This window comes from Paracoccus sp. (in: a-proteobacteria), assembly GCF_047973135.1.
Taxonomy (GTDB): Bacteria; Pseudomonadota; Alphaproteobacteria; order Rhodobacterales; family Rhodobacteraceae; genus Paracoccus.
Genome location: NZ_JBKEBL010000090.1, coordinates 1 through 12,706, shown reverse-complemented (window position 1 = coordinate 12,706; position 12,706 = coordinate 1). Strand labels below are relative to the sequence as shown.

At 63.8% G+C, this 12,706-nt stretch carries 5 protein-coding genes; all 5 read right to left on the bottom strand.

Translation table 11 applies throughout. From position 1 onward, the window contains the following. Positions 1–332: hypothetical protein (locus tag ACK5L9_RS07185; protein WP_416910786.1), on the bottom strand; the 332-nt coding region annotated here is incomplete at its 3' end. Beyond that, positions 329–919: an SCO family protein gene (locus tag ACK5L9_RS07180; RefSeq protein ID WP_416910785.1), complete on the bottom strand. Its 591-nt coding sequence runs from the start codon at positions 917–919 to the stop codon at positions 329–331. The genes ACK5L9_RS07185 and ACK5L9_RS07180, both read right to left, overlap by 4 nt. A gap of 4 nt (positions 920–923) precedes the next feature. Further along, positions 924–2,738 carry a hypothetical protein gene (locus tag ACK5L9_RS07175; RefSeq protein ID WP_416910784.1) on the bottom strand — a complete coding sequence of 605 codons (1,815 nt, stop codon included), beginning with the start codon at positions 2,736–2,738 and terminating at the stop codon, positions 924–926. Further along, positions 2,723–11,215: a hypothetical protein gene (locus tag ACK5L9_RS07170; protein ID WP_416910783.1), complete on the bottom strand. Its 8,493-nt coding sequence runs from the start codon at positions 11,213–11,215 to the stop codon at positions 2,723–2,725. Before ACK5L9_RS07170 ends, ACK5L9_RS07175 begins: the two co-directional genes overlap by 16 nt. Positions 11,216–11,645: 430 nt before the next feature. Further along, positions 11,646–12,706: mannonate dehydratase (gene uxuA / locus ACK5L9_RS07165; RefSeq protein ID WP_416910782.1), on the bottom strand; the 1,061-nt coding region annotated here is incomplete at its 5' end.

The window sequence follows — 12,706 nt, the reverse complement described above, 5'->3', positions numbered from 1 at the left end:
CGCGGCATCAGGCGGCTGAGGATGCGGCCATCCGCACCCCGGCCCTCGCGCAACGCGCGGGCAAAAGCGGCGGCGTCATAGGCGGGCCGGGCGGGCGTTGCCGCCGACAGCGCGGGCCAATCCACCGGCGGCGTCTCGCCCTCGCCTCCGCCCAGACCATCGCGGCCATGACAATTGGCGCAGGCCGGTCCCGGCCCCTGCCCATTGGCAAAGATCGCATGCCCGGCAGCGACCGGGTCCGGTTCCGCGCGCAGCCCCGTCGTCGTCGCCATCGCCGCCGCCATCAGCAGCGCCAGCAGGGCGACCGGCGCGGACCTGAGGGGTGGCTTCATCCCGCGAATTGCCGGGTCAGGTCGCGCAATTCCTCGGGACCGGGCAGCGTCACCGAGCGATAGAACCGCCCCGTGGCGACATCGCCCACCAGAAAGATCGGGTCGTGGAAGGTGATGTCGGCGACATTGGCATCAAGGCTGTCCAGCAGCCGGTCGATATCGCCCGGCGCGCCGGTCAGCCAGAACCAGCGGTCGCTGGCCCCGAACTCGGATGCCACGCGGTTCAGGATGGCGGGGGTGTCGGTCGTCGGGTCGATGGTGATCGACAGCAGGCGAATGCCGGGATCGGCGGCCAGATCGGGTTCCGAATCCAGCAGCGCCATGATGTCGTTTCCCATCGGGCAGATAGATTCGCAGGTGGAATAGTTGAAATTCACCACAACGATATGCCCGTCGGTCAATTCGCCCCGCAGGTCGCGGGAATGGCCGGTGTGATCGGTCAGGGTGATGTCCGGCAGGCGGATCCGTTCTTCGTTGAAATCGCCAATGACCGGGCTTGCGCCACCCGACGCCCGGACCACCGCCACCCCGGCAAGCGGAAGGCAGACAATTGCAGCAATAAGGGCGATCCTTCCGGGGCCTGACATGTCATCATTCTCCTGTTTCCGAGGCCTCGATCACCACGGCGGAACGAGGCACGATTGCGGGCGGCAGGCCCAGGGGTTGCAGCACGAAGGGGCCGGGATGCGGCAGGGTCAGATCGGCCCGCAGCACGCCATCCTCTCCGGCCTCGGCCGTCACCACGGTCTGCCAGTTCGAACGCATGCTGGGCACCAGAAAATCCAGCCGCGCAAAGCGGACGGCATTGCCCTTGTCATCCTGAAAGCGGATCGCAACGCGCCCCGGCTTTCCGGCGATCAGCCTGCCCGCTTCCGGGATGGCCTGAAGTGCGACAGGGATGCGCCCGCTGCGCTCGATCTCGCCGCGCACGGAAAAGCGGATGCAGCTTGTCAGCCCGCCGATGCCAGTGGTCAGCACCAGTTCCTGTTCGCCCGCCGGAAAGGCCCAGACGGTCTCGAATACGCCCGGCGCGGTTTCGGAAAAGCTGCGATCCACGACCGCGACGGCGCGGGTGATGCCGCCGCGCAGCCGGGTGGTATGCATGGGCGGCATCTCGACCGTCGAGGCCAGTTCCCCGACGATCCAGCCGGTCTGGTTGGCCGGTTCGACCGCCAGGATCTGCGGCGAGGGGAACAGCGGCACCAGCAGACTGGAATCGGCGGGCGGGTTTTCATTGCGCGCGCCCAGATTGATCTTGCGGATCACGGCGGACCGGCCAAGCGCCACGGTCGCCAGATCGACCGCGCCAAGAAAACCGCCATCATGACTGAGAAGGAAGGCGGCGTTATCGGTGAAGGCGACTTCGGAAATCGTCGCATCGGTCAGCTCGACCGGCTGCACCAGCTTGCCAAGCGCCAGGTCGATCAACCCCGCCAGCCCCGAACCGGGGGCATAGGCCACCGCGATGCGCTGATCGGGACCGACCGCCAGCCGCGTAAAGCCGGGGACAAGGCGGATGCTGTGCGGCGTTTGCGGATCGTCGGCATAGCGCAGCAACGCCTCGTCTCCGTCGCGCGGCAGCGCCAGCACCGAATCGCGCCCGACAAACACCGCATCCGACAGCGCCACCCCCAGATCCTGCCGCATCAGCACCGCGCCGGTCTGGCCATCGGCCATCAGTACCGCACCGCCATCGGTAAAGGCCCCCAGCACCTCGCTTTCGGGGTCGGGCTGACGGCGCAGATGGACGGCGCCGCCCGGCAGCGGGATCATCTCGGACAGCCGGCCCTCGGGGCTGAACCGCGCCACCCCGCCCTTGACCGCCGCCCAAAGGGGGCCATTCTCGAACACCGCCAGATCGGCGGGGGTACCGGCCCGCGCAAAGCTCTGGACCTTGCCGTCCAGCAGCGACATGGCGGCGATACGCCCCCGCCGCGGAAAGGAAAAAAAGGCGCGCATCCGGCCCTGATCCGCAGCCATCGCGGCGGGCGGGCTGTCAAGGGTGGATGCGGCAATCATGTTGGACGAACGCAGGTCAAGCTTGGGATCGACGACGCCCACGCTGGCATCGCGGTTCAGCGTCACCAGCAGCACCCCGTTCAGATCGACCGAACCGAACGGGATCCGCTGCGTCGCCCGGAACGCCTGCGCGGCGCTGCTGCAAGAGCTGTTGTCATCCGACACCGGCCGGACCCAGCCGCGCAGGTCCATGCCGCGCGGAGCCTGCCCGGTGACAGGATCGCGCAGCCGCACCTGCAGGCGCACCGGCTGACCATCATCGGGGCGGACGGTCCGGCCCGAGGCGGGATCCTGCAACAGCAATTCGGCTTGCAGGCTGGATTGCGCCCCCTGAGCCAGGCCGAAGCCCGGCATCAGAAGGGCGAACAAGGCTAGGGCCGCGCGCATGACGTGACGCTCCTGTCGCCGAACTGATCTGGCTTGACGACATCCAGCAGCCCCCAGGCTCCGCCCGCCCGAAGCTGCACCGGCCCGTCGAACCACAGATAGCATCCTTCCCTGACCCTGCGGCTGAAGGATGCGGGAACCGCCTTGCCCGGTGCCACCAACGCCGAATGCGGAAAGCCAAAGCCGGGGAACAGGTCGTCATAATCCTGCCCCAGCGTGACAAGGGCCCTTTGCCGCGCACGCCCGCCGGGATGGACGACATGGACCACCACCTCTTCGTTCACTTGCGCGCGCAGAACGGGCATTGGCGGCAGTCCGGCCAGATCCTGCGGCGTCAGGGTAAAGAAATTCGGGCCAAAGTCGAACTGGTTCTGGTTATAATGGCTTTCACTTCCGCCCGAAGGGTTCAGATCCCGGCGCAGTCGCACGTTGAACGGCTCGGCCCGGTAGCTGATGCCCTTATCGCCGAAATCATAGGTATCGTCGCAGATCAGGCAGTCGGCGACCAGCTTTTCATTGCCCGAACCGGCGTCATGCACGTCCTTCGTATCGATGTCGCGCAGGTTCAGCCCGTCCTGCCAGAACAGCGTGAACTGGCGCAGGTTATGCGGCTGCTTTTCCGCATCAAAGACAACCATGGCAGCATTCCAGAACGGTGTATCCGATTTTTCCGGAACGACCACGCGCTCGGTGCAGGCACGGGGCAGCGCCAGCGGCGTGTCAAGGGGCGCGACATCGCCGGACACGACCGGGAACAACATGCAATAGCGGCGACGGATCGAGATGTCATTCTTGTCGGTGCCCAGGTCAAAGCGCATCTTGGGTGCCCGCACATCGCCGATATCGGCATCCTGAGGCACGACAACGATGGCCCCGATCAGCCCGTGGGTCGGATGGCCGATCATGTCGGCATGCGACTTTACCGGCAGCGCGCCAAAGGCATAGGGGATGAAGTTGACCTTGACCCTGCGCAACAGCGCCAGCAGGTCATCCATGCCCGGCAATGCCGACAGATCGTCCAGTTGCTGCAACAACCTGTTGTCGATCTGCGGCAGAACCTCTTGCAGGGTCCGGACCTGTTCGACACCCAGGGCACCGCTGGTCAGCCCGCTGGAGATGGCGGTTTCAAGATCGACAAGCTGATCGCGATACACGCCTCCGTCCAGCGCCTCGGTCATCCTGATGCCATGCGCGAACTCGGATCCGCCATAGCTGATGCGCGACCGGGCAAGCCTGCCGATGTCGCCATTGACCAGATCGGGCGGCAGTTGCCGCGGAACATATTCCAGATCGCCGAAATTGCCGGTGGCCAGCGGCGGCGTCAACTGGAAGGACGCGCCTTTCGACCGCAGGCTTGTGGACAGTCTGGCATATTCCTGCGTGTACCCGGTCGCGACCTCGGCGATCTTGTTCAGGTAATCGCCGATGCTGGCCCTGTTTTCGGGGTCGATGATCAGTTTTTCCATGCCCTCGGGCAGATCCTGCCGCAGATCGGCAAGCTGAAAGACCAATTGCGGATTCAACCCCGAGACCAGCCAGGGCAATGTCTTTTCGGTCCGTGCGACCGCGAAGCCTGCATAAAACTCGAACTGTTCGATCTCGGCTGCGCGGGTTCGGAAAAAGCGCCAGGGGTGATCGTTGACGCTGAGATAGGTATTGTCGTCCTGAAATGGCTGCGGAAGAACGCCGTCGCATTCGATATGGCCGGCGGCACTGCATTTCGCCACGCCGTCCGCAGCCCAGATCGGGTTGCCGCCAATGGGGCGTCCATAGCTGTAGGACTTGTTCATGACGGGCAGCGGAATATTGACCGCCAGCCGCGCCGAGGGCACCAGATCGCGCTGCGTATTCATGGCCTTGCGCTGAACCGGGTTGTTGCCGTCGGCCTCGGGACCGGACCAGGCCAGATCGACATTCAGCGAGGTGATGCCCGGCATCGGCGCATCGCCCGGCGCATCGGCCAGCCCGCGATGTCCCTGACGGGCATTCAGATTGCGCTGCATCGCGTTCAGCCATGTGACCTTGACGCAATCGCCCGCATTGACCGTCAGCACCAGAGGTTCGGGCCGGCCATAGGCGGACTGGATGGCATCGATGATCGTTTTCAGAGAGATATTGGCCCATGATGAAGGGTCGTCGATCATCTCGGGCGTCACCGATTTGATGTCGGCCGGATTGATCAGCCGCCGGGGATCGACGATGGCGAAGAACAGGCCGTTTTCGTCATACAGCTTGTCGGAATAAGAGGTGCCGGTCTGGCCGGTCCGCGCGTCGGGGCCAAAGACCTTGTCGGATTCGATGGCGACGATGGCGGTATGGACATAGGGCGCCAGCGGGTCGCATTCGGCGACCAGTTCGTATTTCGGAGGCACCAGCTTGTACTGAAGCATCCTGAACACCTTGCGCGCGATGTTCTGGTCATCCCCCTTGTCGCGCGCCGCGCGGTCGGCCACAGCATCCGCCTCGCGGCGGGCATCGGCCAGAGGGATCAGCCGGTCCTGATCATTCAGCAATGCCGGTGACGCGGCAATCCCGTCGGCTTCGGCGCTGTCCGGCGGCTCTGCCCCGATTGGCGGTTCGGGCAGGATAAAGCGCAGAACCGGGGTTTCGACCAGTCGATCGGCGGTGATCCGGCCCGGCAGCGGACGGCGCGGGGTGACGTCGAGATCATCGGGCGAAAGCAAGCGCGGATCAAGCTGCGCATTCACGATCCCGTCGCGCAGGGTCAGGCGCGGCGCGGAAAGGTCGCGCACCGCCGGGGTACCCGCACCCGGCACCAGGCTGTCCAGCGGGTTGGTCCTGATCAGCCCGCCGCCCCGGATCAGATCGCCCGGCTGGCGGTCGCCCGGAAAGTTGATCGGCGTGATCAGATCATTCAGATCGGGACGCGGTGGCACGGGCAGTTGATCGGGAATGCGGAAATTCGGCGGAGGCTCCATATCCCCTTTTTCGGGATCGGGGCGGATCAGGCCGGACAGGCCGGGATTCGTGCCCTCGGCCACGGGCGTGCGCAGCGGCCCGCCGGTATTGCCGATCAGCGCATCCATTTCGCGCCCGGTCGCGATCGCCTGATCCGACAGACGCCGCGCAAGGGCAAGATCGTCAGGTGTCGGACCCTCGATCAGGCTTTTCTCGGCCAGTTCCAGCAAGCGCGCGTTGACCTCTTCAAGCTGCCTGAACAGCCTGTCCAGCGCATCCTCGTTTTCCTTGGGAAAGCGCAGTTCGGGCGTAAAGACGCTGTCCTTGTGGACGCGCAGCAGACCCCATGCGCCGTTCCAGATCGCATCCTGCGAACCAAAATGATACAGCGTATCCGCAGGCACCTTTTTCAGCAGACGCGCGCGCGCGATCATCAACTGGCGGTTGGCGTTGGTCAGATAAGTCCTGATCCTTGGATCGGCATTCGGAACCTTGCCGTTCTGCACCGTCATCAGATTGCTGTCATGCAGATAGGATGCGGCAAATTCGAAATGTTCCGAGATGCCGATTTCCTGCGCGGTCTTGCGGCCCTCGATGTCAAAGCAATCGCCCAGCAATTCCTCGAATTTGGTCCAGTAATCCAGATCCGCCGGATCGGTGAAATGCGACGGACCCCGTTCCAGCCAGCGGCGATATTGTTCGGGCCGTCCGGCGCGGGCAACCGCCAGCCCGCCCGCGATCGAGGGCGAGCTGCGGCAGACGCGGGCCAGCGTTTCGCGCGGCGTCACATCGTCGCGCGCCGGCGTGTTCATCGGATAGCTCTGGTCCATGTTCCGGGTCCAGTGATAGCCGTCCAGACTGAAGGTGTGCTGCACCTCTTGCGCGCCCTGGATCAGCCGGATCATCACCGGATCGCCGTCGAACGCGTCCAGAATCGGCGTGACCGGATCGCCATGCACGGGCGACAGGAACACATTCGCCATATCCCCCGCCAGCGAGACGCGCTGCTGGCTGATCTCGCAATCCTCGGTGACACCGGTTTGCAGCATGCCTTCCCAATCGGTCAGCGACCGCGGCGCACATTGACCGGCACCCGACGACCCTTTGCCCAGCCTGAGAGGCAGGGGCTCGCCCCGGTAATTGACCAGATAGGGATCGTGATGATCGACCGAGATAGATTCGGGTCGGGCGGGCGGCGCGACGGGGCCGGCCATCTGGCCCCCGCTGCCTGCCGCGTGACCGGCGGCCATCTGACGCCAATGGATCAGATGTTCCTTCAATTCGGCGATTTCGGCATCTGTCAGCAGGTTGCCGGCCAGATCGGCGGAATGCGCGGGATCGTCGCCCGCCATCCCCGCCGCGACCCAAGCGGGCGCAACATCGCCGGGCGCGCCGTACCAGTTGCCGCTGCTGTCGGTTTCCATGGCCGAGCCGCACAGATCCTTCAGGCGCAGGGGATCGGTTGCGTGTTGCGCCTCGCACAGCAGGGTCATCATGCCCTTCATCCTGACCAGATCGGCATCGGCCAAAGCTTCGGTCGTCAGAATTTTATCCACCTGCTCGGGCGTCATGCTGCGCCGGGGATCATAGAGCGTTGCGAAATCGGCAATGGCCAGCGCATATTCACGAAATTCCGCAATCGAATAGGCATCGGGATGCAGATGCGTCGGATCTGTCAGCGGCAGGCGGTCGATGATGATCTTGCGCGCGCCGACATCCTGATCCGTCGCGTTCACCAGCGACCGGTCCAGACGCGGCGGGGTGCAGTTCAGATTGTCCGCCCCGCAGAACTGGGCCTCTTGCGCCTCGATCACCAGCGCGGTGTAGAACCCGTGCTGCTGGATCGACGAGGGGCCGAAATGGTCGTGGCTGAATACGGTGCGCAAGGTGCGGTCGGCGCTGCCGATACCGGCCGGATCGCCATCGGCGCGGGTTGCCGACAGGATCGGATCGGCAAACCAGCGTTGCGTGGTGGTCTGGAACAGCTCGCGGTGGGCCTGCATCTTCAGCCGCCAGATCTGGCCATAGTATTGCTTCGCGACCTGCCAATACTCCTTGCCCGAAGGATCGTCGTCGGGCGGGCGCAATTCGCAAAGCGGTGTGCTTGACACGCCATCCACGATGGCGCTTTCGCGGATTCTCAGCGCTCCGGGAGGGCGGGCACCGACAATATCGGCGGCGCTGGAGGGCACGTTCTTCGCGGCGCAGATCCGGGCCGCGATTTCATCGGCGGCAAGCGTGCCATCCTCATAGTTGAAGCCGTTGCCCGACCCGTCCGACGAAGTCACGTCGAATTTCACCAGATGGATATGCTGGCCGATCGTGTCGGTGGGCGTGCGGACCTGAAAATCGTCCAGCTCCAGATCCTTGGGCAATTCGTTCGTGTGCCGGAACTCGATGCATTCGCCGGAAAGGGCGCGGAAGAAGAACGGCTCTTCGCTGGCCGAAACCTTGGGCGAGATGCGGCCGTTCCCGTCCTTGTAATTGCCCGAATTGACGCTGAGAACATTGATGCGGCCCTGCGGATCGTGCCAGCCCGCCCGGTTCGTCACCAGATCAACCTGCACCGCCGACCCCTCATAGCGGCGATAGCCGATGACACCGGGATCGGCGACAAATTCCAGATCGGTTCCGGTCAGGCCCGACAGAAAGGGTTCCTGTTCGACGGTCAGGGGCGGCAGCGCGATGGGGACCACCGATCCGCCCTTCTTGTAATACAGGTGCTTGCGGCCATGCGGGTTCTTGTCGTCGCGCCGCCAATGCACCCAGTTGGCCACATCGCTGTCGCCCGCCGTCAACGGATTGACCGAACCCGGCAGACCCGCCGCATCCGAGGCCCACAGCGGATAGGCCGTCACGCCAACGCGAAAAACATAATCGCCACCTGGCTGACGCTGTACCGTGCCCATGCCCTTGGGCGCGCCGCAGGGATCGGCGAAGGGCGCGCCGGGCTTGGGGGCCGATGAATTAACCAGAACCAGCGGATCCGCCAGCAGGGTACTGCCGCCCGGACTGCCATAGCCGCCCTTGCCGGGCTGATACTTGGTCGGCGCGCCAGTGGCCGAGAACAACCGCAAATCGGTCGTGCTGTTGTTGGCGTCGTCATAGACCTTGCCGTTGTGATGGAACCCCATGCCCGTCCGCTCGATGGGCGAGCCGTTGTAATCCAGCAGCTTGATTTCCGCTGTTTTCAGCTTCATCGTCAGATCGCCAAGCGCCAGCGCCTTGGCGACAATCTGCGCCTGCTGCGCCTCGCGCGCGGTGGGGGCCAGGGCATCGGCCAGCGACGTGACCGGCGAGGCCAGCGGCGGCAGCGCGGGAACCGTGAACGGGAAGGCGCGCGTGGCATTGTCGGTCACGACATGGCGCGGCAGGCCGCCATCCAGATATTCATCCGTCACATCGTCGCCGTTCAATTGCCGCGCAATATCCATCGGCGCCTGCGGCGGGCGGTGGCCCGGATCGCCGTCGATATAAAACGGATAGCCCGCAAACGTGTCTATCAGGGCGTTGCCGGTGGCCTTGACCGTGCCATCGGCCAGCAGCACCGCGTCCTCATCGGGATAGGTGGGCAGCAGCGGCCAGGGCTGACCCGGCAGCGGGACCAGCGCGGGAACCGGCGTGCCGACCTGACTGGCGACGCCATTCTCGGAACTGATCCAGCGGCCGGTTTGCTGATCGACGGAACCGGGGCGCTTTTTCTTGCGGGTATCCGCGTCCATCTCGGCCAGAGACAGATTCGCCTCCCATTGGCCATCGGGCAGCTTGCGGGTGCCATCCTCCAGCACGTCATGGACGCGCCACAATTCCCACATGCCTTGCGCGAAATGCGGGTAGAGGTGGCAATGAAAGATCGAATCCCCCGGCGTGCGGTTGCGGTTGCCCGAGCCAAGCTGTTCGTACCAGCCGCCCTCGCCGGGCTGGCCCTTGTGATAGACCTCAAGCCCGCCGCCATAGATGTTATAGGAAAAGCCCTGCTGCGGCGCGACGGTCTGGCTGTCCAGATAGGCCCCGCGATTGGCGTCATTACCGGCGAACCACTGATGCGCATGCAGGTGGAACACATGGGTTTCCTTGGGTCCGGCATGGAAATTGCGGAACACCACCGGGTCGTTCAGATAGGAATGATGCACATTCGAGGGATCGTCGCTGAACTGTTCCAGCAGCGCCGGATCGCCATTCGCCCATGAGGTCAGAAAAAATTCCTCGTACAGGCATTCGGCGCAATTCGCCGCCGGGCCGATCCCCTTGCGATTGGCCAGCAGCATGTCGCCCATGCCGCTTGCGCCGTAATTGATGGCAAACCCGTCGCGAACCCCGGAAAGCTGACCGGCGGCAAAATCGCCCAGTTCCTCGTAGTTACGGGTATAGAAGCTTTTCAGTTCATCATGGAAAAATACAGAAAATTCACGAAACGCCGCGTCCTGTTTCTTTTCCTTTTCCGAGGCGGGTTCATAAATGATCGCGTTCAGATCGGAATGAACGATCTCATGCGCATTCGTGACGTGCAATTGCAGCATGTTCAGATAGGGCAGCCCGGTGGGCTGGCCGTTATCTGTCAGGTCATAGCTGTCCAGCGCACCCAGATCGGTACGCGAATGGCGGAGCCGCGCCGCGCTCCAGACGGTGTCGAACGTTTTTTTCGAAACCTGACTGCGGTACCATTTCGACCCGGCGGGTTCGACCACCACCGCGCCGAACAATCCGTGCGTGATCGACCCGCCATCGCCTTCTCCGCCTGACGGCGCGGCGGTCGAGGCCATGAAGAACGGTCCCTCCTGATCGGCGCGGTAATAGCAATCAACGCTGTCGCCCGGCGCGATGGCGCGCAGACCAAGGCAGGCGCGATCCGGCGAGGTCGTATTCCCCGCCCTGTCCATCCCGAAGGCCGTCAGCCCCTGAATGCCGAAATTCAGGCCACGGCTTGCGGGCCAGTCGCTTGCTTCCGCAGCATTTCCGGGGGAACCGGCCGGCCTGCTCTGGCACAGCCTCTCGCCGTGCGCCACCTGACTTTCGCTGCCTTCCGACACCCAGTTGCGAATGCGGTGATAAAGCGAGCCGAAATTGCCCGTGGCCACGGCCTCGTCCTTGCCTGCCGGGCAATAGGTCGCGGACATGTCGGGGGCCTGTTCACGCAGCAGGTTTTGCAGCCGCAGATGCAGGATGTCGCCAGCATTCGCGCGCAGCACCATGGGGCGCGCACGCTTGCAGTCGCGCAGCCGGACCTGACCCGGCTTCATGTCGGCGACGGGAAGGGCAATGCCCGGATCCTCGTCGCAGGCATCCGCAGTGATCGCCGAAGGCGCCTGATCGACCCTGACCACATCGCGGCGCAGGGCGTAGATCATGCCGTATGGGTTGAAGCTGCCAAAGCGGTTATAGACCAGCATCTGATCCAGCGCGACCACATCCGCGCAAAGGGTACGGCCATAGCCGTTTGCGGAGGTTCGGCCATCGGCCTTGTTGACCGCATCGTGAACCGGCACGCAGTTTTCCATGCCCTGCGCGCGGGCCGTGCCTGTATCGGCCAGAACCATCACAGCGACGGAAAGGAACATGAATGAAAAGGTTTTTGCGGCAAAATTGTTAAACATGGCATCATCCCGTCTGGAACCGACATCAAGCGCCTTCAGACATGACGTTAACACAGGAATCCGATTTTTTTTACCGGTCGCTAAATTTTTTTATATGAAAATAGATTCATCCGATTCCGGAACAAAAACCATTCCCCAAAAAAAGTTTATTTAGACAATTCCGTTCAGAAATGATTTCGAAAATCCAGTTAATTAACATAAGTTAGTCTTGATGGATATTATGTGCACCCAAATCCAAAAGCCGTGCCCCTTTTCGCGCCGTTTTCCAGACGGATGCCATATCCCGGCACGCCACCGTACCGGGACAGGGGATGGCAGAACGGTCCTGATCAAGAATCGGGCAAACCTGCCAGCGCAGGTTGTTCGGGGGCCTGCCCGGCCCCCGCAACGCGACTTACCCGGCGACCGGATGGCTTAGCGCGGTCTCGACCCCGCGCAGCTCGGCCAGCCCTTTCAGGCGGCCGATGGCCGGATAGCCGGGCTGCCCGCCCCGGCCAAGATCGTCCAGAATGTCCTGCCCGTGATCGGGACGCATGGGGATTTCGGCATCGCTGCGCCCCGCCTCGCGCCGCCGCTCCTCTTGTCGCAGGATGGCTGCGATCAGCGCCACCATGTCGGTCTGACCGCCCAGATGTTCGTCCTCGAAGAACGAGACAGGCACGGCCTCGGCCTCACGGCGGACATTGCGCAGATGCAGGAAATGCACGCGGTCGCCCAGACGGTCCATCATGCCGGGCAGGTCATTGTCGGGACGCGCCCCAAGCGAGCCGGAACACAGCGTGATCCCGTTCGCGGGCAGATCGACGGCGGCGACTCGTTCGGCGTAATCCGCCTCGGTGGACATGATCCGGGGCAGACCCAGCAGACCAAAGGGCGGATCGTCGGGATGGCAGCACAGGCGCAGGCCCAGTTCCTGTGCGACGGGGGCGACCTGTTCCAGAAAATCGTGAAAATTCCGGCGCAGCACCGCATCGGTCACGGGCGCATAGCTTTCCAGCAGATCGCGCACATCCTGCAGGCTGAAGCTTTCGGCTGCGCCCGGCAGGCCGAACACCACATTGCGGACCAGCCCCTCGCGCCGCGCCTCGTCCATGGCGGCAAAGCGGCGGGCGGCCTGATCGCGGACGGATTCGGAAAAATCCTCTGCCGCGCCCTTGCGTTGCAGGATGTGGATGTCAAAGGCCGCAAAGTCGATCAGATCGAACCGCATGCAGGTCGCGCCGGTGGGGCGGCGCCATGCCAGATCGGTCCGGGTCCAGTCCAGCACCGGCATGAAGTTGTAGCACACCACCTCCAGCCCGCAGGCGGCGAGGTTTCTCAACGATTGCCGGTAGTTCTCGAAGATCGTTTCGAGATCGCCTTCGCCGATCTTGACGCTCTCATGGATCGGCAGGCTCTCCACGACATTCCAGCGCAGACCGAGGCTCCGATCCGCTTCGATGATCGCTTTGCGCT

Excerpts from the sequence above, each read along its gene's own strand:
- ACK5L9_RS07180 (WP_416910785.1), bottom strand. The coding sequence starts at position 919 with ATGTCAGGCCCCGGAAGGATCGCCCTTATTGCTGCAATTGTCTGCCTT.
- ACK5L9_RS07175 (WP_416910784.1), bottom strand. The coding sequence starts at position 2,738 with ATGCGCGCGGCCCTAGCCTTGTTCGCCCTTCTGATGCCGGGCTTCGGC.
- ACK5L9_RS07170 (WP_416910783.1), bottom strand. The coding sequence starts at position 11,215 with ATGTTCCTTTCCGTCGCTGTGATGGTTCTGGCCGATACAGGCACGGCC.